This window comes from Herbaspirillum chlorophenolicum (assembly GCF_001189955.1).
In the GTDB taxonomy this organism is placed as follows: Bacteria; Pseudomonadota; Gammaproteobacteria; order Burkholderiales; family Burkholderiaceae_D; genus Herbaspirillum; species Herbaspirillum chlorophenolicum.
The window spans coordinates 65089-90385 of sequence record NZ_LFLT01000011.1; the positions used below are offsets into that span (position 1 = coordinate 65089).

Below are 25297 nucleotides of genomic sequence, written 5' to 3' on the forward strand. Positions count from 1 at the left end.
ATCAATGAAATGGCGCCGCCCCGACAGGAACGCTTCCATGACGCATAACACCGACGAAAGCAAACGCTGGATCGCTCTTACCGTACTCTGCCTTGGCGTGCTGATGATCGTGCTGGATACGACCATCGTGAATGTCGCGCTGCCCTCCATCCGGTCCGACCTCGGCTTTAGCGAAACCTCGCTGGTGTGGGTGGTCAACGCCTACATGCTGACCTTCGGCGGCTTCCTCCTGCTGGGTGGCCGGCTGGGCGACCTGTTCGGGCAGCGCAAGCTGTTCCTGCTGGGGATTGCGCTGTTCACGCTGGCATCGACCGCGTGCGGGCTGGCGAACTCGCAAGTGCTGCTGGTTACGGCGCGCGCTGTGCAGGGATTCGGCGGCGCCCTGGTGTCGGCGGTATCGCTGTCGCTCATCATGCGCCTGTTCACCTCGCCGGGGGATCGTGCCAAGGCCATGGGCATCTACGGATTCGTCGCCGCCGGCGGCGGCACCATCGGCGTGCTGCTGGGCGGGCTGCTGACCAGCGCCTTCAACTGGCACTGGATTTTCCTGGTCAACCTGCCGATCGGACTGGCGGTCTATGCCGCATGCGTAGCGCTCCTGCCCGCGGACAAGCCGCTGGCCGTTCGCGTCAAGCTGGATGTGGCGGGCGCCATCGCCGTGACCGCATCGCTGATGCTGGCGGTCTACACCGTGGTACATGCCAATGAAGCCGGCTGGCTCTCCGTGCAAACGCTGGCCCAGCTGGCCATCTCCCTGCTGCTGGCGATCGCGTTCCTGGTCATCGAATCGCGCGTCTCGCATCCGCTCATGCCGCTGCACATAATGGCGTTGCGCAACGTAGCCGCCGCCAACGTGGTGGGAGTGATGTGGGCGGCTTCCCTGTTTGCCTGGTCCTTCATCTCGGCACTTTATCTTCAGCGTGTGCTGAACTACAGCGCCATGCAGGTGGGGCTGGCCTTCCTTCCCGCCAGCATCCCCATGGCGGTGCTTTCGCTGGGGTTGTCGGCCAAGCTGGTGATGCGCTTCGGGATTCGCATCCCATTATCCCTGGGGCTGCTGGTGGCTGCGGCCGGGCTGGCGCTGTTTGCGCGTGCGCCGGTCGACGGCGGCTTCATGGCGGACGTGCTGCCGGGCATGCTGCTGATCGGCCTGGGCGCGGGAGTGGCGTTCAATCCCGTACTGCTGGCTGCGATGAGCGACGTGGCCGTCGAGGAGTCGGGCCTGGCCTCCGGCATCGTCAACACATCGTTCATGATGGGCGGCGCCCTGGGCCTCGCCATCCTGGCAAGCCTGGCGGCGAGCTGCACCGCCGGCCTGGCCGCCGCGGGCGCCGATGCTGTTACCGCACTCAATGGCGGCTATCGCCTCGCGTTCCTGCTGGGCGCCTTGACAGCGGCGATGGCTGCCGCGCTGGCCGGCTCTTTCGTGCGCACGCGCATGCAAAGCCCGCCGCACCATGAATCGAATGGCTAAACCAGGGATCCCGTGCAAAGCGGCGGGTTGCCCGATATGCGGAGTTTTGTTTCACTGGCCGTCATAGTGAAAGCCTGATCCGTATATCGTTTGACCTGCCTCGCAAAAAAATCCGTAAAAAATTCAATCCCCTGTTGACCACTCGTTCAATTACCCTTAATATGCAGCCTCTTTCAAGCACAGCGGCTTTACCGCAGTGTCTGATAAGGCCCACGTGGCGGAATTGGTAGACGCGCATGGTTCAGGTCCATGTGCCGCGAGGTGTGGGGGTTCGAGTCCCTCCGTGGGCACCAGGATTTAAAAGCCGGTTGAGCATTGTTCAACCGGCTTTTGTCTTTTCCGGTCCCACTTTTCGCAGCTCGGCATCGGCAGCATGCTTTCCGCTGCAGCGACGCCCCCTTATTTCTTTTTCACTTTTTCCTGCGGCCGCTCCACCGCGCCGCGCACTTCAAACCGGATGCTATCAAGCTCCTCTCCCGACTTGTCCTGCAGTGCGAGCACATGCTTGCCGGGCCATGGCATCCAGTCATAAGCCAGCTCCTGATCCATGTCCACAGAAGTATTGACCGCAACCTGCCGCACATGCGCACGACCGGCACGCATGATGGCATCGGGAATCACTTTGCCATCCAGCACCCAGCGGCTGCCTGCAGGCGCTCCTTGCGTGCGGAACCGGATGCGTTGGCGTGCCGGCGGAATGTCGGGATCGAGTGCCGCCAGCATCCCGGTAGTGGGATAAGTGATGGCAGGACGGATCTCGCGCGCGCGGGCAATGCGGATGTCGGACTGCGCGGTGCCCGGCAAGAAGTATTCGGTGCGTGCCGCCTCGACATCGCCTTCATAGCGGATGGCGCGTGCCGCCACGTTCGCAGGCTTCGCCGGCGCCGCATCCGGCCTGCCCGCATGCAGGTATTGCATCACTTCCTGCCACACCGGCGCTGCGCCGGTCACGCCTGACACGTCCCACATCGGCGCCCCCGACGCGTTGCCGACCCACACCCCGACCGTATAGCGCGCCGAGTAACCGACGCACCAGTTATCGCGCATGTCCTTCGACGTTCCCGTCTTGACCGCAGTCCAGACACGCGTGGACAGCGCATTTTCCAATCCGAAAGTCCTTGCGCGGGCGCTACGGTCGGAGAGGATGTCGCCGATGATGAACGAAGCATCGGGGTCCATGGCCTGGGCAAACCGAACCGGCGCCTTGCCCTCATTCAGGCGGGTGCGCAATGGCGAATAGCGTCCCTGGTTGGCCAGCGCACGATAAGCATTGGCGAGATTGGCCAGCGTCACGTCGGCGCTGCCCAGCGCCAGACTGTAGCCGTAATAGTCTCCGCTCTCGCGCAGATTGAAACCCAGTGCCTGCAGCCGCTGGAAGAAACGTTCCGGCGTCACCGTCACCAGCGTGCGCACGGCCGGGATGTTGAGCGACGAGCCCAGCGCGGTGCGCAGGCTGACCAAGCCCTTGAATTGCTTGTCGTAGTTCTGCGGAATGTAGAGCCCGGCCGAGGTGGCGAGGTTGACCGGCGAATCGTCCAGCAGCGAGGCGGCGGTCATCCATTTCTTTTCGATCGCCAGCTCATACAGGAAAGGCTTCAGCGTGGAACCGGCCTGGCGCTGCGACACCACGCCGTCGACGTTGGCCGCCGCCGACAGCGCGCTGCCGCTGGAGCCGACCCAGGCCAGCACCTCGCCGCTAGCGTTGTCGATCACGATCACCGCGCCGTCTTCGATGTTGCGCTCGACCAGACCGGCCAGTTGCCGGCGCAAGGCTTGCGAAGCGAAGCGCTGCAGGCTGGCGTCCAGCGTCGAGCGCAATTGCTGGCCGGGTTGCGTGAGCAGCTTGCGCGCCAGATGGGGAGCCAGCTGCGGCGCATCGCTGGCGCCCGGCAAATCGCGGCGGGTATTGGCGAGCGCCAATGCCAGCTCGGTGGCGCCATCCAGGCCATTGCATTGCTCCGGCACGCGTTCCTCTTTCAGGATTGCGCAGGCGCGTTCGAATACGCGCCGCGGCGTCGCATTGGGCGCGCGGATCAGCGCCACGGCGATGGCCGCCTCGCTCTGGTTGAGGCCGCTCGGATGCTTGCCGAACATCACACGCGACAGCGCATGTACGCCGACCAGCTCGCCGCGGAACGCCACCATGTTGAGATAGGCCTCCAGGATCTGGTCCTTGCGCCACGAGCGCTCCAGCGCCTGCGCGACAAACGCTTGCGAGATCTTTTGCGTGACGGAACGCGCGGAAGACTTGCGGCGCAGGTCGGCATCGATCAGTCCGGCCAGTTGCATGGTGATGGTAGAAGCGCCGCGCGTGCGCGTATGCCACAGGTTGCCCCAGGCGGATGCGGCCACCGCGCTCCAGTCGATGCCGCTATGCTGGTAGAAGCGCCGGTCTTCCGACGCCACCAGCGCATTGCGCAGCGCCGGCGACACATCCTCCAGCCCGACCCATGCCAGCTTGCGTTCTTCCATATTGACGCGCTGCTGTTGCAGCAGCTCGCCGTGACGGTCATAGAGGCTGGCCTCGGATGGCAGGAAATCCCGCTTCACGTCGGCGAAACTGGGCACGGCATGCGCAGCCAAAGGCGCCAGCAACGCCGTCGCCAGCATCAGCGTGCGCAGCGCCTTGACTGTCCTGCATCGGGCAAACATGCCAGTGGCCATTTCTCTCATCTTCCCGGCGCCTTGCTACGGCGCCTTGATCACGATCTTGCTGTTCGGAATTTCGCCGAACATTTCCGGTGCATACATCGCCTCGACCCGCGTCGGCGGCAAATTGAATTCACCGGCGTTGTTCAGGCGCACCGTGTAGCTGATGCTGGTACGGCCCTTGGGCATGGACTCGTAGTAGGCGCGATAGCCTTCGAAGCTGCGCTCCTCATAGGCCAGCCAACCCAAACCGCGATCACGCGGCTTGTCCTGGTCGCCCTGGGCGATGGCCGAATCGCGGCCCAGCCCGGAACCCAGCAGCGATGCGCCTCCCGGCACCGGATCGGTGACCACCACCCAGGTCATGTCGGTCTGGGCATCGATATCCAGCGTCACGCGCAGCACGTCGCCACGGGTGTAGCTCCCGGCCTGCTTCTGCTCCACCGCTTCTACCTTGCGCGTGATCCGGTAGCCGCTGGAGAACGGCTGCGCCAGCGGCACCGCAGCCAGGCTTTGCAGCGTCACCCACGGCTTGCCGCTTCCTTCCTGCGTGAAACGCACGGCGCCACCCGCGGCATCGGCCTTGGGCCAGGGCAATTGCAGCTTGCCGCCGGTGGCGGCTCCGCTCCATGCCAGGGCCTGGGTCGCGACCGTTGCCCCACCCTGCTCCACCGTGGCGCGCGTGCTGCCGCTGACTGGCTCACTCTCGAACTTGCGCGCGAATTTCTCCAGCGCCAGGCTGCCCCAGACATTGGCGGTAGTGGTGTTCCAATGGCCGCGCTGCTGGCGTCCGATCGCACCGGCCACCAGGCGCGGCATGTCTTCGCGCCAGGCCGGATTGTTCAGTTCCAGCAGGATCAGGCGGTTGGCATTGGCATCGCCGCCGCTCATCAGCCACCACCAGTAATCGCCCTCTTCGCTGGAGAAGCCCATGCGCGTGCCCTGGAAGTTCAGGCGTGCGCGCAGGATCTGTTCCGCTTCATCAAGCTTCTTCTGGCGCTCGGGGATGGCAGGGACACGCTGCAACAGTGCGATCCAGTCCAGCAGCCCGGAAGTCGGCCACTGGTTGGGATTGATCTGCAGCGAGCCGAGCATGGCGGGCTGCACACGGTTGTAGCGCGACAGCGCCTCCAGCGCGGCCAGCTTGCGCACGTCCAGGTCTTTTTGCGGCGACCAGAAATCGCGCGTGACGCGCCCTTCGACGAAGTTGGCCAACCCCTCCAGCATCTTGTCGCGGCTTTGCTGCGGGATCGCATAGCCGGCCTCGCTGGTGGCCGCCAGCAGGTAGGCGGTCAGCGTATCGCTGCCGCGCCGCGCGCCGCTGTCCGATGGCGGGAAGTAATACGCCAGGCCGTCACCGTCGAGATAGGTCGGCAAGTCGGCGGCGATCTTCTGCCAGCCGGCCTCGTCGCGCAGGCCGATGGCCTTGGAGGTTTTCTGCTCCAGGCAAGAGAACGGATAGTCGGTGAAGTAGCGCGTCAACGCTTCGGTACCGCCGGCCAGGCTGGGCCTGATCGTTGCCGCCAGGCCGCCGCGTCCCGGCAGGCTGCCTGCGGGCTGGGCGACGCTGATGGCAGCGCTCTTGTCGAGCTGGAACAGCGTGGCCTGTTGCACCGTGACCGGCACTGCCGGCAACACGCGCTGGCTGAACTTCATCGCATCCTTGGCGTTTTGTCCGCCCTGCTCCTGCGCGCCGATTTCCCAGGCCAGTTGCGCAATGCCTTCCGGCACCTGCACCGGCCACGCCACCTCGGCCGACTGGCCGGCCGCCACCGCCACTTCGCGGTCCGGCAGGCTCAGCGCTGAAGCAGGCAGGTTGCCCTGGGCACGCGCCGTCACCTTGATCTTCATGTCGTGCGTGGTGGTGTTGCGCACCGTGACCATGCCGCTGAAGCTGTCGCCTTCGCGCACCAGCGGCGGCAAGCCGGAGATGACCTGCACGTCCTGGGTCGAGCGGATATTGATGCTGCCGGTGCCGAAGTAGCCGGCGCCGCTTTCGGCCACGGCGACGATGCGGAACGAGGTCAGTGCATCGTTCAACGGCACCTCAAGCTGCGCGCGGCCTTCAGCGTCCAGCGTCACATTGGGTTTCCACAGCAGCAGCGTGTCGAACAGTTCGCGCGTGGGCGCCCGGCCGCCGCCGCCGCCCGCCGGCGTGGCTTTCTTGCCGTAGTGGCGCTTGCCCACCACCTGCATCTGCGCAGTCGAGGTTTCCACGCCATAGCTGCGCCGCTGCAGCATCGCATGCAGCACATCCCAGCTGGTGTTGGGCTGCAGTTCGAGCAAGGCCTCGTCCACCGCCGCCAGCGCGAATTCGGCGCCGGCCGCCGGCTTGCCGTCGGGCAGCTTGACCTGCACCGTCACCTTGGCCGTGGCCCGGATCGGATAGGCCGGCTTGTCGGCGCTCACCGTCACTTGCAGCTTATGCCCGGCCTCGCCGACGTTGATCTCGGCAATACCGAACTTCCAGGCCGGCTTGGAGAGGTCGACGATGGGGCCCGGCGCCTGGTATTCGCGGAACTCATGCCACCAGTTGATCGGCTCCTTCCATCCCCACAGGAAGAAGGAATACCACGGCACCTCGCGCATGCGCCCGCGCACGGCCAGCACGGAAACATAAACGTTAGGCCCATACCCGGCCTTCACCGGCACGGCGATGGTCGGGTCCTGCCCCGACAATTGCACCACCTGCGTATCGATCACGCCTTCGCGCTCCACCGCCACCAGCGCGGTGGCGTAGCGGAACGGCATGCGCACCTGGAACTTGGCGGTATCGCCGGGCTGGTAGCTCTTCTTCTCCGGCAGGATGTCGATGCGGTCCTGGTTCTCGCCCTCGAACCACAGTTCGCCACGGCCGGTCACCCACACCGACGAATACGCTGCGGCGGCATTGCCGCGCGCATCCTTGGCAGAAGCGATCACATCGACATTGCCCGGTTCCGACAATTCGGTGTCGCACATGAACATGCCGTGGCGGTCGCTCTTGCCCGAGCACAGCTTGCCGAGGTCTTGCGTGCTCTGGTCGTTTTCGTAAGCATAAAAACCGCCGACCATGCGCTTGCGGTGCGAGTTGGTCTTGCGCGCGATGGCGCGGATCTCGACCGGCACATCGGCCTGCGGCTGGCCGGCAGTGTCGAGCGTCACGGCCGTCAGCGTCAGTTTCTTCTTGACCGAAATCCAGTTGCCGGCGCGCAGGCCGACCACCACACCGGACGGCCACAGCGGCGTGGTGGTGGAGATGGTCTGCACCTCGCCGTTGGGATCGCTGTAAGTCATCTCCGTGACCAGCTCCTGCGCCCGCGAAGAGGCCGGCAGCCTGGCGATCACCGTGCGCCCGGCGCCATTCTTGTCCAGCGTGACGGACAGCTTGTCGGCCACGATCTTCTGGTCGTCGGCATTGCTGCTGTCATCGGCGCGCGGCGGCTCGAAGGAGAAACCGTCGTAGCCGCCGATGCTGACGCTGCGCGAACGCACCAGGCTGGAGACGCTCACGTTCTGGCCGGCAGCACCGCCGCCATTGATGTAATTCAGCTGCAGGTCGAGCGGCAATTCCTTGATGGCGACCTGCGCGCCCTTGGGCGGCGTGATGCGGCCCTGCATCAGCGGCAGGCGGAACTCCTCGACGCGGAAGCTGCCGGTGTAGTAGGTGCGGCGCCCGCCATACCAGCCCCGCTCGCCCTCGGCCTGGTTATTGTCCGCATCCTGGCTGTTGGCGTTGACCTTGCCATCGTCCAGCACCACGTCGTAGATGCCAAGCTTGGCCTGCTTGGGCAAGGCAAATACGGTTTCCGAACTCTTCTGTCCTCGCCAGACCAGCGGGAACTGGAACTCCTGGCCGCTGCCCTGGTGGGTGATGCGCACGCGCGTGGGCAGGTCTTCCTTGCGCAGCGTACCGAAGCCTTGCATGGTTTCGGTACGGATCACATGCTTCATCGATACCGTTTCGCCCGCGCGGAACAACGTGCGGTCGAAGATGGTGGTGGCGCGCGTAGTGGCGACCTTGCCGGTATCGGTCGGCAGATTGAAACGCCAGGACTCGATGCCATCGTTCCACGAACTCAGCGCGAAAGCCATGTCGGCGCGGCCTTTCTCATCCGTCTTGCGGGCGCTGACAAACAGGCCACTGATGCTGCCCTCATTCGCTTGACTGTAGGGCCGGCTGGCGCAGGCGTCTTCCAGGGCCGGCATGATGGCCACGCCGTTGGCGTCGGTCCGGCCTTGCCACAGCTGCGTGCCGTCGCAATTGGACACACGCACATCGGCGTCGGCAACCGGTTTGGCATTGTCCAGACGGGTCACCCATACGGCGCCGTTGACCCGGCCCAGCTTCACGTGGACGGCAAGGTTGGTCACCAATGCACTGGTGCGCACATACATCGGCTGCGGTTTGCCAAGAAGCGAAGCGCCGAGCTTCTGCGATTCCAGTTCAACCACGTAGAACCCCGGGTCCGGCAGCGGAATGCCGACCACTTCAAAGGGCCACACGCCGTCCTTGGCCTCCTTCAGCGGCGGCAGGTCGAGCTTCTTCACGCCCGGTTCCTTCTGCAGCAGGCTGATGCTGCGCGAATCGACCTTCTTCGGGTCGCCCCATTTCTCGTGGTATTTGTTCAAGCGGGCAAGCCAGGCGATGACGCCCTTGTCGCCATCGACCTTGAGGTCGGCCACCTTGCCGGGCATGGCTTTACCATCTGCGCCGCGCACCTGCAAACCGGCTTCGACACGGCGCAAAGTCACCGGCAAGGCCGGGTCGGCATTGAGTTCGATGATGCCGAACGTCGCCGCAGGGAATTTGGCCAGCGGCGGAAAGTCTGCCAGCGCCGACTTCAGCGGAAAGGACCCGGCATTGCCCAGCGTGCGGCCATCCTCGTCCTGGAAGCCGGTTGGCAGCGTGATCGTGAATTCGGATTTTTCCGGGAACGGCGGCTTGAAGCTGAGATCGCGGATGGTCTCGCCCTGCTCGTTCGGGTTCAGGTCGGGCTTGATCTTGCCGGTAGTGGTGTTCATCACAATTTGCGCAGCCAGCTTGCGCGGCACCGGCGAAGAGAACGACAGCGTCACCGGCAGGATGGGCGAACAAGCGGCATTGGCATTCTCGCGCTGACAACTGAAGCCGGCGGTGAATTCGCTGCGCACCTGGAACTTGAACACCTGCGGCTGCGCGGTCACGATGGATGGCGCGTTAGCGGCGGCGATGCCGCGATCCCACACCAGTTGCACATGGGCGTCATTGGGCAGGCGCTGCTGGCATTGCACCGTGGTGACCGAAGCAGGATCGACGTTCTTGGCGAATTCCTTCAGCAACGCCTTGCGGTCGCCTTCAGCCAGCGGTTTGGTGGGGATACGCTCATTGATGCCTTCGGCTTCGCAATAAAGATGGTCGCGCACCGAAGCTTCCGTCGCCGCGCCATTCTGGAACAGGATGAACGCCTGGTCTTCCGCGATGCGCGCGCCGGCATACGGTTGCGCACGCGTCACGGACGGGCCGCCGGTGCTGAACTGGAAGCGCCCTTTGCCGCCGACCGGGCTGCCGGCCACCGATTTCGTTCCTATGCGCAGGCTGAAGCTGCAGCTTGTGCCGGGCGGCAGGTCGCGTTCGAAGTCGAAGATCCAGTTCTTGTCATCCGCCCAACGCGAACTGCCGGCCACCGGACAATCGACGTCGAAGGGCGAGCCGGCCTTGGGATCGCCGAACTTGACCATGGACTCGGAAAACCGCGCCCGCACCTGGCGAATGCGCGCCACCTCACCCTGCGGCGAAAAACCGGTAACGGTCGCACTGGCCGCCACAGCGATCGAGGGCGACAGGGCCATGCCGGCCAAGGCGCCGATTGCCAGCAGGCTCGCGCCGAATGCGCTGAACCCATTGAGCACCTTGCGGATGGATACCCGCCTGGCCGGCCCGGTACCGGCCCGCGCCGGCAGCATCTGCTTCGTCCTGGCGTTCCATGCTGCGGCCATGCAGGCTTCCGTTTGCTTCATCTTGTTCTCCGGATCGATCTTGTTGTGGCGCAGTTGCCGGTGGTTTCCCCCGGCGTAACCGCGAATGGCGCTGTGACCTGAATTACGGCAATTTGTTGCCTGGCTGGAGGGCGGATCAGAGCTTACATTGTAAAAAGTCCAAAAAGCAGCTGATGCGCCTCGATAGTTGGGTATTGCGGTAATAGACCGCCGAAATCTTTTGCTGGTAACCGCTGTATGCAGGCTCAAGCAGCTTGACCAGCCGGCCGGAGGCAATATCGGCATCCGACATGAAATTGGACAGCGAAGCGATGCCCTGCCCGTGCAATGCCAGTTGGCGAATGGTCTCGCCGCTGGAAGCGCGAATCGCCGGCCTGGTCGGATAGCGGTCGCCGCCGGCATGCAGCAACGGCCAATTGTTGAGCGATTCGGGCAGGGAGAATCCAATCAGCAGATGCTGCTCCAACTCCTCCACCGATTTGGGTTCACCATGGCGCGCCAGATAACCGGGACTGGCGACGATGTTCAGGCGTGCCGAACTGAGCGGCTTGGCATGCAGCGTGGAATCCTGCAGCTCGCCGATGCGGATGGCGATGTCGGTGCGCTGTTCCACCAGGTCGATGAAGCGGTCATTGGTGGTCAGCTCCAGCTCGATCTCGGGATACTCTTCCCGGAAAGCGCCCACATGCGGCACCACGCAATGGAGCATGAACGGCGCGGCCGCATCCACGCGCAGCTTGCCGACCGGCTTTTGCGTGCGTGCCCGCACCGCCTCCTCGGCTTGCTCCATCGCGGCCAGGATATTGCGCGCCTGTTCGAGAAAGGTCTGGCCTTCTTCGGTCAGGTCCATGCGCCGCGTGGTGCGGGTCAGCAGGCTTGCGCCCAGCTTTTCTTCCAGCCGCGACAGGGCCCGGCTCACGCCTGAGGTGGTCTGTTCCAGCACCTCTGCGGCGGCGGAAAGGCTGCCGGCTTCCACCACGGCAACGAAAGTGCGCAATTCTTCTGATTGAATCGACATCATTGACTCCAGATCAAATATTTTTTGATTTTAACGGTATTTTTCTCAACAAAGACTACAGGCACAATCTTTTCCATCGCTGGCAAAGCCTTTCCGGACGCCGGCCAACAGAAAGGATTTGAAATGCCAATTGCACTCTGGGCGCTGACCATCAGCGCATTCGCCATCGGGACCACTGAGTTCGTGATCATGGGCCTCCTGCCGGAAGTCGCGGCCAACCTGGGCGTGAGCCTGTCGGCCGCCGGCCTCCTGGTGACCGGCTACGCGCTGGGCGTATTCGTCGGCGCCCCGCTGGTCACCGCCACCACCGGCCGCCTGCCGCGCAAGACGCTGCTGATGGCCTTGATGGTGGTGTTCGTGATCGGCAACCTGATGTGTGCCATCGCGCCGGACTACAACATGCTGATGATCGGGCGCGTCGTCGCCTCGTTCGCCCACGGCGCATTTTTCGGCGTCGGTTCGGTGGTGGCGACCGGCCTGGTGTCCAAGGAAAAGCAAGCCTCCGCCATCGCCCTGATGTTCACCGGCCTGACCGTGGCCAACGTACTGGGCGTGCCTTTCGGCACCTGGCTTGGCCAGATGTACGGCTGGCGCGCCACCTTCTGGGCGGTAACCGCCATCGGCCTGGTCGCGCTGGCTGCCACCGGTTTCCTGGTGCCGCGCTCGCAGGGCGGCGAACAGGCCGATTTCGGCAAGGAACTGCGTGTGCTGGGCCGTCCGCAAGTGCTGCTGGGCCTGATGATGACGGTGCTGGGCTTCGGTGGCGTATTCGCGGCCTTTACCTATATCGCTCCCATCCTGACCGACATCAGCGGCTTCCCGGCAGCGGCCGTCTCGCCCATCCTGCTGCTGTTCGGCGTGGGCCTGGTGATCGGCAACCTGCTGGGCGGCAAGCTGGCCGACAAGAGGCTCATGGCCACGCTGGTCGGCAGCCTGGTGGCGCTGGCCGTGGTGCTGGTGCTGTTCGGCCTGACCAATGACCACAAGATCGCCTCGATCATCGGCGTCGGCCTGATGGGCATGGCCGCCTTCGCCACCGTGCCGCCGTTGCAGATGCGCGTACTGGAAAAGGCTACCGGCGCCCCCAACCTCGCCTCTTCGGCCAACATCGCCGCCTTCAATCTCGGCAATGCCGTCGGCGCCTGGCTGGGCGGCCTGACCATCGATCATGGCCCCGGCTTGCACTCGGTGCCTTATGTCGCGGCCTTGCTGCCCGTTGCAGGCATCGTGGTGGCGCTGGTGAGCTGGAAGATGGATGGCAAGGCTCCCGCAGTACGTCCCGCCGGTGTCGAAGCCTGCTGATCCTGCCCCGACCGGAGAAAGCGAATGTCTACTGAAAACACAGGCAAGCCAACCGCCCTGGTCGTCGGCGCCAACGGCGTCATCGGCAGCAATCTGATCGAACACCTGCTCACGCTGCCCGAGTGGGAAGTGATCGGCCTGTCGCGCCGCGGCGGCGAAGGCCATGCAGACGGCAGGTTGCGCCACATCGCGGTCGACCTGCTGGACGCGGCCGACACGCGCGCCAAGCTGGCGCCGCTGGAGCACGTGACCCACATCTTCTACGCCGCCTACCAGCATCGCGCCACCTGGAGCGAACTGGTGGCGCCCAATCTGGCGATGCTGGAGAACACGGTGGAAACGGTTGAAGCGGCCGCGCCGGGACTGCGCCACATCAGCCTGATGCAAGGCTACAAGGTCTACGGCGGCCATCTGGGACCCTTCAAGACGCCGGCGCGCGAAACCGATGCGCAGTTCATGCCGCCTGAGTTCATGTTCGACCAGCAGCGTTACCTGGAACAACGGCAGGCGCAGTCAGGCCATCGCTGGAGCTGGTCCGCGATCCGGCCGGCGGTAGTAGGCGGCGCGGCACTGGGCAATCCGATGAACCTGGCGCTGGCGATTGCGGTGTATGCCAGCATCTCGAAAGCGCTGGGCTTGCCGCTGCGCTTCCCCGGCAAACCTGGCGCCTATGACAGACTGGTGGAGATGACCGATGCCGGCCTGCTGGCCAAGGCGACGGTATGGGCCGCGGCCAATGCGGGCTGCGCCAACCAGGCCTTCAACATCGGCAACGGCGATATCTTCCGCTGGAGCGAGATGTGGCCGAAGATCGCGCGCTGGTTCGATATGGAAGTCGGGCCGCCGCTGCCATTGGCGCTGGCCGACGTGATGAGCGACAAGGCGCCGCTATGGGAAAGCATCGCGCGCGCCCACGGCCTGGCCGCGCATTCCTACGACACGCTGTCGTCATGGGGTTTTGCCGATTTCGTTTTTTCGTGGGACTACGACATGTTTGGCGACGGCTCCAAGGCGCGGCGCTTCGGCTTCCATGACTATGTGGAGAGCGAACAGATGTTTTACCGGCTGTTTGAGCAATTCAGGCAGCGCAAGGTCATCCCTTAGTTTGGGATTTCCCTGACGATCAAGGCCAGCTCATTCTTGCCGCATTGCCCCGGTACGATTTCAAGCCGCATGCCCTTCCTGATCTCCATGCCATCGGGAATTTCAGCGAAAGTGGTTGAGACAAAGTGGCTTGCCCAGTGGCGGTAACGGATGGCCGCAAACTTTTCTCCTGCCTGCAGCTGCGCCAACCTGCTGGCCAGGCACGGCTCCAGCGTGCCTGGATTTTCACCTGCGCCGATGACGCGCAATACCGTTCCGGCGACGGGGTCGGGATTTTCCGGTTCGCCTGACGAACACGATGCGAGGCTGGCCAAGGCGAAGCAGGCCAGCCCCCATTTTAAACAGGGTGTCATTGCAATGGCTCCATCACACGTCTTTCCACGTTGTCTTTCAGAATTCCACATGCAACCGCGCCCCGGCCACCAGCACGGGACCACGGTCGGCGTTATAGGCCGGATGGAAAATCTTTTGCACGTCCAGTCCCAGCGTCGCGGCCTTTGAAACCCGTACGTTGTAGTAGGCCTCGACGATGTCCTCGGGGCGGTAATTCAAGCGCCCGTCGCCGATGAAAACGCCGGTGCCGCCGGCAGCCAGGTAGTCGCGGTGTGCCTGCGACAAGCCGTTGCGGATGCCGGCAATACCCAATACGTCATCGGCGCGGCCCCAGCGCGTGCCGGCCATGGACATGCCGACGGTTACGGATCGTTCCACCTCGGTGAAGGAGTAGGTCTCGGTCTTGCCATCGTTCCAGCTGGTTCGCAGGAACATGCCGATATCGGAGGTAAGGTTCTGCTCGACGTTGATGCCGGCCCCGTATTTGCTCTGCTCCTTGCGTACATCCGCCACCGATGGCGTGCCGCTGCCGGCCGCCGCCAGTGCGTCCCGGAAGCTGCCGCTGATCATGCGATTGTGAAATGCCATCAGGCGCAGCTTGCCCGGTTGCCCACCCAGGGTGTAGCTGTATTCAAGCTCGGCCTGGTCGCTGAAGTGCCGGAAAATACGCGTGTCGAGCTGTTGGCCGTTGGACTCAATAGGCATCAGGTAGCGGCCGAAACGGTACACCCAGTCGCCGTCGTAATACTCCATCGCCGCGCCCCAGGTATAGCCGCGCGTATCGGCTGCGTAATCGTAGGCGCCATGCGTGAGCAGCGACCAGTTCATGAACTGCGTGCGGCCGTCATGCGCATAGGCGTTGTTGTCGAAGATGTCGGTCACGGCATAGTTGCCTACGGTCAGGACGACGCGCTGCGCGCTCAAGTTTCCGGCCAGTTGGTTAGCCTGCGATTCCTGCCGCGTGGTCTCGCCGCCGAGGTTCCAGGTCTGGCGCAAAAACAGGCGGGCACGGTAGAAAGTGGGGTTGGGGCCCGACGCTTTCTGCTGCTCCGAGTTGAGCATGCCGCCCAGCCCGGTCAGGTCCGACATCGGGGCCGACTGCACGACCTCCGGGTTGAAGTACAGTTCGGTCCCGGCCGCCAGCCGGTAGCCGAAGAACAGCGTGCCGGAAAACGAATACGACTTCTCGGCTTGCGTGCGCAGGCTGTTGGGGCCGGTATAGGCCGCGCTGAAAGGAGATTTGCGCTGCCAGATATAAGTCGCCTGCCCTTTCAGGTTCCAGGTTTCTTCTGCCGTGTCGTCGGCGGCAATAGCCAGCATCGGCATCGGCAGAAGCGCGGCGATCAGGTATTTCTTCATCATTCTCATCGGCTGCTCCGGGGCAGCCTGTCCCCTGTCTTTTTATAAGTCACGATTCCACCAGCCGCCTCCCAGCGCCTGGAACAAGGCCACCGTATCGGCCAGGCGCGCGGCCTGCGCCTGCACCCGCGACTGGCTCGCCTGCAGCAGGTTTTGCTGCGCCAGCAGCACCAGCGGGTAGCCGGAAGCGCCGGCTTTCCACTGCGCCTGGGCGGCGTCGAAGCTGCGCTGGGCCGCGCTCTCGGCGCGCATGGCGGTAGCCAGCGCATCGGCATCGGCGGCGATGGCGTGCAAGGTATCGGCCACGTTCTGGAACGCGCCCAGCACTACGCTGCGGTATTGCGCGCCGGCTTGTTCAAGGCCTGCTTCGGCGGCGCGCTGCTGGTGCATCAAACTGCCGCCCTTGAAGATGGGCTGGGCGACATCCAGGCCCAGGCTCCAGAAGCCGGTGCCGGAGGTGAACAGCTTGGAGAAGTTCACGGCCGAACTGCCGATGCCGCCGGTGATCGTGAAGCTCGGCAGGCGGTTGGCGATGGCCACGCCGACCTGGGCCGACGCTGCCTGCAACTGCGCTTGCGCCGCACGCACATCGGGGCGCTGCTGCACCAGCGACGACGGCAGGCTCACGGGCAATTCGGCCGGCAGCGACAGCGACGACAAATCGATGTGCTGCATGGCGCCGTCACCGGGGAAACGGCCGGCCAGCACCGCGATCTGGTCGCGCTGCTGGGCCAGTTGCTTGCGCAGTGCGGGCAGTACCGCTTCGGCCTGGGCCAGCAGGCTCTCCTGCGCGGCGACATCGGCCAGGCCGAGCGCGCCGAGCGCGCGTTGCTTGCGCACCAGTTCCAGTTGCCGCGCGGCGAGCGCGGCTGCCTGTTCGGCGGCATGCAATTGATCCCGCAGCGAGGCCTCGTTGAATGCCGCCAGCACGACGTTCGATACCAGCGTCAGGTAAGTGGCGTTGCGCTGGAAGCGTTGCGCTTCGGCCTGCGCCTCGCCTGCCTCGATCTGCCGCCGCACGCCGCCGAAGATATCGGGCGCGTAAGAGATGTTGAGCTGCGCGGTGTGCAGGGTATAGAGATCGCTGTTGTCGGCGAGCGGGCTGGCCAGCGGGCTGGCCACGGATTGCCGCGTCGGGATGAAGTGGGCGTCCACGCTGGGGAACAGCCCTCCCCGCTGCGCCGCGGCCGTCTCGCGCGCCGCGCGCAAGGCCGCCTGCGCGGCCTGCAGGTCGGGATTGTTGGCCAGCGCGGCGTCGACCAGCGCATTGAGCGGCTGCGATCCGAACGCGGTCCACCACTGGCCGGAAACATCCTGGCCGGAGACGAAGCGCTGTCCGTCGACACCGGCCGATGCCTCCACCCCTTCTGCGGTATAGGCCTTCACTTGCGGCGGATCGGGTTGCTTGAAATCGGGGCCGACGGCGCAGCCACCCAATCCGGCGCCTAATGCTGCGCCGAACAAGGCCGTCCCGATCAGGTTGCTCCAGCGGGGAGCGAAATGGAAATTTATTTTCTGATGCATGACAGATCTCAGCAGGTCTCGAAAAATCAGTTCGCTTGCCTGGAGGCGCGCCGTTCGACGGCGACCTCGACCAGGTAATACAAGGCCGGCAGCAGCACTAGGGTCAATACGGTGGCAGTCACCAGGCCGCCGACGACTACCGTGGCCAAAGGCCGCTGTACGTCGCTGCCCAGGCCGTGTGCAATCGCTGCCGGCACCAGGCCGAGCGCTGCCACGGTGGCCGTCATCAGCACCGGCCGCATGCGTTCAAGCGCACCGGCGATGACCGCTTCGCGCAGCGGCAATCCGGACTGCCGTACCCAGCGGTTCAGGTTGGACATCATGATGATGGCGTTGAGGACGGCTACGCCGAACAAGGCAATGAAGCCCACCGCCGATGACACGTTCAAGGTCATGCCGCGCACATGCAGGGCAACCAGTCCTCCCAATGTCGCCAATGGCACGGACAGCAGGATCAGGGCCGGCTGGCGCAGGTTCTTGAACTCGGCAAACAGCATCACGAACATGAAGGCCAGCGCCATCGGCACGATCAGCGCCAGGCGTGCCTGGGCGCGTTGCTGGTTTTCGAACTGGCCGCCCCAGCTGATCTGATAGCGGCCATGGTCGTAATGGACCTCGCGCTCCATGCGTTGCTTTGCATCGTCAAGGAAGGAGGCCAGATCGCGTCCGCGCAGGTTCAGCCGGACCGTCAGGTGGCGCCTGTTCATCTCTCGCGTGATGGTGGTTTCGCCATCTTCCAGATGGATGCGGGCGATCTGCGCCAAGGCCACATGCGCACCATTGGCCGCAGTCAAGGTCAGGTTGCCCAAGGCTTCGGGCGTGCTGCGCGCCGAACCGGCAAAGCGGGCGGCCACATTGTAGCTACGCTCTTCGATGAAGATCTGCGTGACGGGGCTGCCGCCGATGCCGGTCTGGATCAGCGCCATCACGTCGGCAACATTGATGCCCAGCCGTGCGGCCGCAGCACGGTCGACGTCTACCCTCACCTGCGGCAAGCGCGGTTCCTGGTCGATGATCACATCGGCCGCGCCTGGTGTTGCTGCCAGCACCTTCTGCACGGACGTGGTCAATGCGCGCATCTCCTTGAAGTCGTTGCCGTAGATTTTCACCACCAGGTCACTGTGCGCGCCTGACAGCTTGTCGAGGACACCGTCGATCATCGGCTGGCTGAAGCCGACTTCGATGCCGGCGAGCTTCTTGTAGCGCTCGGCCATGTGGGCGATCAGCTCTTGCTTGTCCCAGCCGGATTTCCACTCGGAGTAAGGATGCAGTGTGACGGCGCATTCGATATGCGAAGGCGTGAACGGATCGGTGCCGTCGTCGTTGCGTCCGACCTGGGTCACGATGTGCTCGACCTCGGGGAACTCCAGGGTGGCTGCACGCAGGCGGCCGGCCAGTTCACCGGCTTTCTCCAGCGATACGCCCGGCGGCAGCGATACCTGCAGCCAGATCGAGCCTTCGTCCAGATAAGGCAGGAAATCGCGGCCGATGCTCGCGCCCAGCGCGACAATGGCGGCCATCGTGGCGCAGGTCACGATAATCACGAAGCGCGAACGTCCTACCAGGCGGCCGAGAATGGCTTTGTAACGTGGCTCCAGCCACGCCAGCACCGGATTGTGGAATACCTTGGCCTGTTTGCGGTAAGCCAGCCAGGACAAGCCCGGCGTCAGCAGGAGCGCAACCAGCAAGGCGCCCAGCAGCGCGAAACCGACCGCGAAGGCCATCGGCGCAAACAGTTTGTACTCGATGCGCTGGAAGGCAAACAATGGCAGGTAGGCGATGATGATGACCAGCATGCCGAAGAAGATCGGACGCGCCACTTGCCGCATGAGCTGCAGGATGTCGTCGCCGGTGAGCTCGCCGTCGGGACGTTCTTCGCGCAGCCGCAGCACGCTCTCGACCACCACGATGGCGCCGTCCACCAGGATGCCGAAATCGATGGCGCCCAGCGACAGCAGGTTGGCCGGTATCTTGAAATGGTGCATCAGCGTGAAGGCCACCAGCAGCGACAACGGAATCGTGATGGCGACGATCGCCGCGGCGCGAGGGCTTCCCAGGAACAGGAACAGCACCAGGGATACCAGCACCATGCCTTCCACCAAGGTCTTGCCGACCGTATGCACGGTGGCGTCGACCAGCTTGCTGCGATCGATATACGGCACGATCTTCACATCCTTGGGGAGGATGTGTTCGTTGAGGTCTTGCACCGCTTCGTGTACGCCTTGCATGACTTGCGAAGGGTTTTCATTCTTCAGCAGCAAGGTGATGCCTTCGATGGTATCCGGATTGCCATCGATGCCGACCAGCCCATGCCGCTCCTGGTCGCCCAGCATGACCTTGCCAAGATCCTTGACCAGGACCGGGACGCCGTTCTTTTGCGTCACCACGACGTTGCCGAGATCGTCCAGGCTGCGGATCAGGCCGACACCGCGGATGACCAGCCCCTGTTCGCCGCGCTGCATGATGCTGCCGCCGGCATTGGCGTTGTTGGAGGAAATCGCCTGGGTGATCTGGTTGAGCGAAATGTTGTACTTGACCAGCTTGGCCGGATCGAACTCCAGCATGAACTGCGTGGTCAGCCCGCCGAAGTTGGAGACATCCACGACGCCCGGCACTTGCTTGAGGCGGGGGATGACGGTCCAGAACTGCAGCTCTGAAAGCTCGCGCAGGTCGCGGGTCTTGGACTGCAGCGTATAGCGGTAGATTTCACCGATAGGCGATGTCAACGAATCCAGCGCAGGCTGGGCGCCATAAGGAAGAGTGACGCTGGAAATACGCTCCTGCAGGCGCTGGCGCGACCAATAGTCTTCGGCGCCGTCACGAAACACCACGGTGATCAGCGACAGGCCGAAGGTGCTGTTGGAACGCATCACATGCATGCCCGGCGTGCCCATGATCTGGCGTTCCAGCGGGATGGTGATCTGCTGCTCCACTTCTTCGGCAGCCAGGCCGTTGACCTGGGTGACCACCTGGGAGGTGACGTCGGCGATGTCGGGATAGGCTTCCAGCGGAAGCTGCTTCCAGCAATACCAGCCGTAGAAGCCGGCCAGCACGAACACCAGCATGACGATGCCGCGCCGCTGGAAGCACAAGGATACGATGCGTTCAATCATTGAGCAGCACTCCATCCTTGATGACTACCCGCACACCGGACTGCAGGCCGGACAGCACTTCCACATCGCTGCCCACCTGGGCGCCGAGGACGACTTTGCGGGCCTCGAACGTCCATGGCGCGGTTTCGATGAAGACACGGTTGCTGAATCCGCTTTGCACCACTGCCGCCATCGGAACCAGCAAGCCGCGATGGGACTTGTCGCGCAGGGTGGCCTGGGCGAACATGCCCGGCTTGAGGCGGCCGTCCTGGTTGGCAGCCAGCATGCGCACCTTGACCGTGCGCGTATCCGGATCCAGTATCTGCCCGATCAGCCCGACCTTGGCGCGCATGGCTTGGGATGGGTAGGCATCCAGGGCGATGTCGGCGTCTTGCCCCACATACAGGTGCGTCAGGTCTTTTTCCTGGGCGCTGGCGGTGACAAATACCGAGGACAGGTCAGCCACCGTCATCACCGTTGCGGTGGCATCATTCCAATAACTGCCGGGGGCGGCATTGAGCTCGGTCACATGGCCGCTCACCGGCGAGCGCACAGCCAGCCGTCCCGGCCCGGCCTGTGCATGGCCGGCGCCCAACTGCGCCAGGCGGGCACGGCTGCGTGCGGCTTCGCTGTCGGCTTGTTCATAGTCGCTCTGGGCTTGCTCCAGGTCGCGGCGCGAGGAGATTTCCGCCTGATCCAACGCGCGCTGCCGCTCCAGGCCGCGCCGCGTCAGCGCCAGTGCGGCTTGCGCCTTGCGGTCGTCGCTATAGGCTTGGGCCAGATCGGCCGAGTCGACTTCGAACAGGACATCGCCGACCTTGACCTCATCGCCGAGACGTTTGCGAATGACGACGATACGTCCGGTCACCGGCGCCAGTATCTTGGCCAGGCGAGCCGGATCTGCCTCGATGCTGGCCGGCAGCGTAAAGGGAACGGCGATGTCCTGCTCGGCGACGACTGCGGTGGCCAGCGTGGCGCGCAGCGACGACTTGGCAGGGACCATCAGGCGATTGTCTTCATGCACCAGCACCGCGCCATCGGCGGCCTTTTCTTTCGGTTGGCCTGCTGCCAGCGGAAGCACACCGCGTACGGCGATGGCGATCAGGGCGATTCCGCCCAGCAGGAAAACCAGGCGCTTGGCCCGTATCGATTTCTTGTTCATTGTGGCACCGTGGACTGTGCGGATGGAATTGCGCCCCCTTCTAGTGATTAGCTGGGGCGGTGAAAAGGCGTCATCGTCGTGGCGATGCGCCGGACATGGCCACGGCGTCAAGCCGTGCGCCCAGGAAGCCTGCAACACTCCTGCTTTATGCGTGCTGGGCCTCGAAAAACTTCGCTATGATAGGAGCGATGAATTGAGCGCATTCTGAATTGTTCTTCAGAATCTGCTCAGAATGTCCGAATTTCCTTTATTGATGCGCTGGCATGCATATCCTGTTACTCGAAGACGATAAGAAAGCGGCGCGATTGCTGGCGCAAGGTTTGCAGGAGGAAGGCTTTTCGGTGGACGTGGCGCACACTGCCGAGCAGGCCGCATCGCAAATCGGGCCGGGATACGATCTCGCCATTTTCGACTGGATGCTGCCCGGCATGGATGGCACCGAATTCTGCCGGCAACTGCGCCGCGAAGGAGTGGACTTGCCTATCCTGATGCTCACCGCCCGCGATGCCGTGGCCGACCGGGTCGAAGGGCTCAATACCGGCGCCGACGACTATCTGACCAAGCCTTTCGCCTTCGAAGAACTGCTGGCGCGGGTCCATGCCCTGCTGAGGCGCCCGCGCGGCATGCCGGCGACCCGGCTGCAGATCGCAGATCTCGATATCGACCTGGTGACCCATCAGGTCAAGCGTGGCGACACGCGGCTGGATCTGACGCAAAAGGAATACGCGGTGCTCGTGCTGCTGGTGCGCAATGCCGGCCAAGTGGTCAGCCGCCAGCAGCTGGCGCAGCATGTGTGGCATGCGGACCTGATCGCTATCGACAATCTGATGGACGTACATATCAAGAACCTGCGCCGCAAAATCGATATGGACGGGCGCGCGCCCATCATCGAGACAGTCCGCGGCCAGGGCTTCCGCTTTATCCAGGAGAAATCCGACTGATGCTGGGCTTTCGACAACGTATGCTGCTGGTGCATCTGGTGGCGGTGGTAGTGATCGTCACCTGTGCGGCGGCGGCTGGCTGGTGGCTGCTGTCGCACTCGGTGCGCGGACAGCTCGACGCGGCGCTGCTGGCGCTGGCGGAGACCGAGAGCGGCTTGCTCGCAGAAAGCAATGCGGAGATGATCCACGTGCATGAGCCCGCAGCCGGTTCGGCGCCGCCTTCACTGGTTCGCCTGGATCGCCTGGTGCAAATCATCGACGCGAATGGCAATGTGGTGGCGCGCAGCCATAATCTTGGCGTGGCGCGGCTGCCGGTGTCCCAAACCTTGCTGGCGCAAATAGCGACGGGGCAAACGGTGTTCCAGACATTTCCGCACGCCACCGAGGAGCCTTTGCGCATCGTCTCCGTTCCAGTAATGGTCCAAGGCAAACTATTCGCGGTGCAGGTAGCTGGCTCCCTGGACGACGTCAATCGCATCCTGCAATCGGCGGCCTTGCTGTTCGGGGGACTTGCCATCGCCTTGCTGGTCGGGCTCTCCGCCGCCGGTACGGTACTCACGCGCACCTTGTTCGGGACCGTTGAACGGGTCACTGCACAAGCCCGGCGCATTGGCGACGCCAACCTGAGCGAACGGCTGGCGCATCCCGGCAGCGATGACGAGCTCGGGCATTTGGTGGAGACGCTCAACTCCATGCTGGCGCGCCTTGAGCATGCCTTCGAACTGCAACGCAGCTTCACGGCAAACGCATCCCATGAAATTCGCTCGCCGCTCTCGCGCCTGCGTACCGAAATCGAACTTGCCTTGCGACGGCCGCGCGACGCCCAGGCCTATGTCTCGACCTTGCATTCCTGCCTGGATGAGGTGGAGCGCCTGACCAGCATCGTCGAAGAGTTGCTGTTGCTAGCCCGCCTGGATGCCGGGCAGGAAGCCATGAATGCGGAAGCCATCTCGCTGGACGATCTGGTGCGGGACTGCGCCGCGCGCCTGCAACCGGCTGCCGGTATGCGCCAGGTCTCCATCGAGGTCAGCGCGCCGGGCGCGGTGCATGCCAGGGTCGGTCATCGCGCCGCGATGCTGGTGCTGGTGAACCTGATCGACAACGCCATCAAGTTTTCGCCGCCGAATACGGCCATCCGTGTGGAAGTGGGCAAGACGGCGGAGCTGGCCACGATCACGGTGGCCGATAGCGGACCGGGTATCGTGGAGAACGACCTTCCGCATTTGTTCGACCGCTTTTATCGCGGCAGCGCTTCCCAGGGGGGAGAAGTCGCGGGTGCGGGGCTTGGGTTGGCCATCGCCAAGACGGTGATGGATTTCTACGGCTCGCGCATCGATGTCGCCAATCTTGCCGGACATGGCGCGGCCTTTACGCTCAGCTTTCCGCTGGCGGATTGAGGCACCTGAGGTCATACCGTACGGCATAAAAAAAGCGCCGACACATGTCGGCGCTTCCTGTTTCCTGCATCCTTCAAACGGCTCAGGCGCCGCCCTTCTTGATCCAGGCCGACAACTGGTGCGGCCCGAGGCTGTCGTAATCTTCGAAAGGCTGGTGGATCCAGGGATTGGTCGGCAGGTAGTCGATATGGTAATCGGGCTCCACCACCGAGCATCCCTTCCACCACAACACCGCAGACTTGATCTCGGTGACGGCGGGATAGTGCTCTTTCAGGTGTACCAGTACCTTTTGCAGCGTCACGCCGGAATCCACCAGGTCGTCCACCAGCAAAATGCGGCCACCCAGGGTGCCCTTGGTGATGGTGATGTACTTGGCGATATCCAGCGAACTGCGGATGGTACCGGCCGCTTCGCGGTAGGAACTGGTCGAGAGGATGGCCAGCGGCACATCGAAAATGCGGGACATCACATCGCCCGGCCGCAGGCCGCCACGCGCCAGGCACAGCACCTGGTCGAACTGCCAGCCGGATTCGTAGACCTTCAGCGCCAGCCGTTCGATCAGGCGGTTGTAATCATCCCAGGTGACCCACAGGTCTTTGTCGTCAGAGATCTTCATCTTGTTTATTGCTTGTTGCGAATTGCTTGTTACTGTTGTGTCAGGGGATACGCTTACTTGAACGGATGACGCAGGACGATGGTTTCTTCGCGGTCGGGACCGGTGGAAATCATGTCGATAGGCACGCCGACCAGCTCTTCGATGCGGGCGATGTAAGCGCGGGCGTTGGCGGGCAGCGCATCCAGCGACTTGGCGCCGACGGTGGATTCGGTCCAGCCCGGCATTTCTTCGTAGATCGGCTCGCAAGCGGCGGCTTCTTCAGCGCCGACCGGGAAGATGTCCACGTGCTTGCCGTTGAGCTTGTAGCCGGTGCACAGCTTGAGCGACTCGATGCCGTCCAGCACGTCGAGCTTGGTCAGGCACATGCCGGACACGCCGTTGATCTGCACCGAGCGCTTCAGGAGCGCAGCGTCGAACCAGCCGCAGCGGCGCGCACGGCCGGTAACGGTGCCGAATTCATGGCCGACGGAGGCCAGGTGCTTGCCGACGCCGGCATCGGTCGGCAGTTCGGCCGGGAACGGGCCGGAACCGACACGGGTGGTGTAGGCCTTGGTGATGCCCATGATGTAGTGCAGCATGCCCGGGCCCACGCCGGTACCGGCGGCGGCATTGCCGGCCACGCAGTTGCTCGAGGTGACGAACGGATAGGTGCCGTGGTCGACGTCCAGCAGGCTGCCCTGCGCGCCTTCGAACAGGAGCTTGCCGCCGGCGTTGTGCACGGCGTACAGGTCGCTGGAGACGTCGGTGACCATGGGCTTGATGCGCGGCACGTTGGCCAGCGCGTCGTCCAGGGTCTTCTGGTAATCGACCGGCTGGGTCTTCAGGTAATGGGTCAGGACGAAATTATGGTAGTCCAGGTTGGCCAGCAGCTTCTCGGCGAAACGCTTTTCGTTGAGCAGGTCGGCCACGCGGATGGCGCGGCGCGCCACCTTGTCTTCATAGGCCGGGCCGATGCCCTTGCCGGTGGTGCCGATCTTGTCGGCGCCGCGGGCGGCTTCGCGCGCCACGTCCAACGCGACGTGGTAAGGCAGGATCAGCGGACAGGCTTCCGACACCTTCAGGCGCGAGCACACTTCCACGCCGGCGGCTTCCAGCTTGTCGATCTCGCGCAGCAGGTCGGGCACCGACAGCACCACGCCGTTGCCGATGTAGCATGCCACGCCGGGACGCATGATGCCGGACGGAATCAGTTGCAGCGCAGTCTTCTGACCGCCGATGACCAGCGTATGGCCGGCGTTGTGGCCGCCCTGGAAACGCACCACGCCTTGCGCGTGGTCGGTCAGCCAATCAACGATCTTGCCCTTACCTTCGTCGCCCCATTGCGTACCGATGACGACGACATTCTTTGCATTGCTATTCTGTAACATG

15 protein-coding genes and 1 tRNA gene are annotated in these 25297 nt (G+C 63.9%); 6 read left to right on the forward strand and 10 right to left on the reverse strand.

From position 1 onward, the window contains the following. Positions 1–37: 37 nt before the first annotated feature. Both AKL28_RS09450 and AKL28_RS09455 read left to right on the forward strand, forming a co-directional pair. On the forward strand, positions 38–1474 hold the full coding sequence (locus AKL28_RS09450; RefSeq protein WP_050467875.1) for a DHA2 family efflux MFS transporter permease subunit: 1437 nt from the start codon (positions 38–40) through the stop codon (positions 1472–1474). Between the two features lie 208 nt (positions 1475–1682). Next, a tRNA-Leu gene (locus AKL28_RS09455) sits at positions 1683–1767 on the forward strand. A 106-nt stretch (positions 1768–1873) separates the two neighbouring features. On the opposite strand, the gene pbpC is transcribed toward AKL28_RS09455, so the two are convergent. The 3 genes from pbpC to AKL28_RS09470 form a co-directional block, all read right to left on the reverse strand. Next, the gene (pbpC, locus tag AKL28_RS09460; RefSeq protein ID WP_174525331.1) at positions 1874–4126 is read right to left on the reverse strand and encodes a penicillin-binding protein 1C; all 2253 of its coding nucleotides are present in this window, start codon (positions 4124–4126) and stop codon (positions 1874–1876) included. A 36-nt stretch (positions 4127–4162) separates the two neighbouring features. After that, entirely contained in the window at positions 4163–9934 is a 5772-nt protein-coding gene (locus tag AKL28_RS09465; RefSeq protein ID WP_414735695.1) for an alpha-2-macroglobulin family protein, read from the reverse strand. Between the two features lie 283 nt (positions 9935–10217). After that, positions 10218–11099, reverse strand: coding sequence for a LysR family transcriptional regulator (locus tag AKL28_RS09470; RefSeq protein ID WP_050467929.1), 882 nt, complete (start codon positions 11097–11099; stop codon positions 10218–10220). A gap of 123 nt (positions 11100–11222) precedes the next feature. On the opposite strand from AKL28_RS09470, the gene AKL28_RS09475 reads away from it, so the two are divergent. Together AKL28_RS09475 and AKL28_RS09480 are read left to right on the forward strand one after the other, a co-directional pair. Further along, on the forward strand, positions 11223–12401 hold the full coding sequence (locus tag AKL28_RS09475) for an MFS transporter (RefSeq protein ID WP_050467877.1): 1179 nt from the start codon (positions 11223–11225) through the stop codon (positions 12399–12401). Between the two features lie 24 nt (positions 12402–12425). Then, on the forward strand, positions 12426–13505 hold the full coding sequence (locus AKL28_RS09480; protein ID WP_050467878.1) for an SDR family oxidoreductase: 1080 nt from the start codon (positions 12426–12428) through the stop codon (positions 13503–13505). Here AKL28_RS09480 and AKL28_RS24375 read toward each other — a convergent pair. Genes AKL28_RS24375 through AKL28_RS09505 form a run of 5 tightly spaced genes read right to left on the reverse strand, consistent with a single transcriptional unit; the run spans position 13502 to position 20975 of the window. Further along, entirely contained in the window at positions 13502–13909 is a 408-nt protein-coding gene (locus tag AKL28_RS24375) for a hypothetical protein (RefSeq protein WP_156226283.1), read from the reverse strand. The genes AKL28_RS09480 and AKL28_RS24375 overlap by 4 nt on opposite strands. Further along, positions 13896–15200, reverse strand: coding sequence for a carbohydrate porin (locus AKL28_RS09490; RefSeq protein ID WP_050467880.1), 1305 nt, complete (start codon positions 15198–15200; stop codon positions 13896–13898). The genes AKL28_RS24375 and AKL28_RS09490 overlap by 14 nt, the downstream gene beginning before the upstream one ends. Positions 15201–15239: 39 nt before the next feature. Then, positions 15240–16721 (reverse strand): efflux transporter outer membrane subunit, encoded by a 1482-nt coding sequence (locus tag AKL28_RS09495; RefSeq protein WP_082221430.1) that lies wholly within the window; start codon positions 16719–16721, stop codon positions 15240–15242. Between the two features lie 26 nt (positions 16722–16747). Next, entirely contained in the window at positions 16748–19834 is a 3087-nt protein-coding gene (locus AKL28_RS09500) for an efflux RND transporter permease subunit (protein WP_050467881.1), read from the reverse strand. After that, positions 19827–20975: an efflux RND transporter periplasmic adaptor subunit gene (locus AKL28_RS09505; RefSeq protein WP_050467882.1), complete on the reverse strand. Its 1149-nt coding sequence runs from the start codon at positions 20973–20975 to the stop codon at positions 19827–19829. The genes AKL28_RS09500 and AKL28_RS09505 overlap by 8 nt, the downstream gene beginning before the upstream one ends. Positions 20976–21238: 263 nt before the next feature. On the opposite strand from AKL28_RS09505, the gene AKL28_RS09510 reads away from it, so the two are divergent. Next, entirely contained in the window at positions 21239–21916 is a 678-nt protein-coding gene (locus AKL28_RS09510; protein ID WP_050467883.1) for a response regulator transcription factor, read from the forward strand. Continuing rightward, positions 21916–23313: a sensor histidine kinase gene (locus AKL28_RS09515; RefSeq protein WP_050467884.1), complete on the forward strand. Its 1398-nt coding sequence runs from the start codon at positions 21916–21918 to the stop codon at positions 23311–23313. Before AKL28_RS09510 ends, AKL28_RS09515 begins: the two co-directional genes overlap by 1 nt. A gap of 82 nt (positions 23314–23395) precedes the next feature. Here the strand turns inward: AKL28_RS09515 and AKL28_RS09520 are convergent, their stop codons facing one another. Then, positions 23396–23929 (reverse strand): phosphoribosyltransferase, encoded by a 534-nt coding sequence (locus AKL28_RS09520; protein WP_050467885.1) that lies wholly within the window; start codon positions 23927–23929, stop codon positions 23396–23398. 53 nt (positions 23930–23982) lie between these two features. After that, positions 23983–25296 (reverse strand): adenylosuccinate synthase, encoded by a 1314-nt coding sequence (locus AKL28_RS09525; RefSeq protein ID WP_050467886.1) that lies wholly within the window; start codon positions 25294–25296, stop codon positions 23983–23985. Between the last annotated feature and the right edge of the window lies 1 nt (position 25297).

Coding starts and splice junctions, on each gene's coding strand:
- AKL28_RS09450 (WP_050467875.1), top strand. CDS start 38: ATGACGCATAACACCGACGAAAGCAAACGCTGGATCGCTCTTACCGTA.
- pbpC (WP_174525331.1), bottom strand. CDS start 4,126: ATGTTTGCCCGATGCAGGACAGTCAAGGCGCTGCGCACGCTGATGCTG.
- AKL28_RS09465 (WP_414735695.1), bottom strand. CDS start 9,934: ATGGCCCTGTCGCCCTCGATCGCTGTGGCGGCCAGTGCGACCGTTACC.
- AKL28_RS09470 (WP_050467929.1), bottom strand. CDS start 11,099: ATGTCGATTCAATCAGAAGAATTGCGCACTTTCGTTGCCGTGGTGGAA.
- AKL28_RS09475 (WP_050467877.1), top strand. CDS start 11,223: ATGCCAATTGCACTCTGGGCGCTGACCATCAGCGCATTCGCCATCGGG.
- AKL28_RS09480 (WP_050467878.1), top strand. CDS start 12,426: ATGTCTACTGAAAACACAGGCAAGCCAACCGCCCTGGTCGTCGGCGCC.
- AKL28_RS24375 (WP_156226283.1), bottom strand. CDS start 13,909: ATGTGGAATTCTGAAAGACAACGTGGAAAGACGTGTGATGGAGCCATT.
- AKL28_RS09490 (WP_050467880.1), bottom strand. CDS start 15,200: ATGATGAAGAAATACCTGATCGCCGCGCTTCTGCCGATGCCGATGCTG.
- AKL28_RS09495 (WP_082221430.1), bottom strand. CDS start 16,721: ATGCATCAGAAAATAAATTTCCATTTCGCTCCCCGCTGGAGCAACCTG.
- AKL28_RS09500 (WP_050467881.1), bottom strand. CDS start 19,834: ATGATTGAACGCATCGTATCCTTGTGCTTCCAGCGGCGCGGCATCGTC.
- AKL28_RS09505 (WP_050467882.1), bottom strand. CDS start 20,975: ATGAACAAGAAATCGATACGGGCCAAGCGCCTGGTTTTCCTGCTGGGC.
- AKL28_RS09510 (WP_050467883.1), top strand. CDS start 21,239: ATGCATATCCTGTTACTCGAAGACGATAAGAAAGCGGCGCGATTGCTG.
- AKL28_RS09515 (WP_050467884.1), top strand. CDS start 21,916: ATGCTGGGCTTTCGACAACGTATGCTGCTGGTGCATCTGGTGGCGGTG.
- AKL28_RS09520 (WP_050467885.1), bottom strand. CDS start 23,929: ATGAAGATCTCTGACGACAAAGACCTGTGGGTCACCTGGGATGATTAC.
- AKL28_RS09525 (WP_050467886.1), bottom strand. CDS start 25,296: ATGTTACAGAATAGCAATGCAAAGAATGTCGTCGTCATCGGTACGCAA.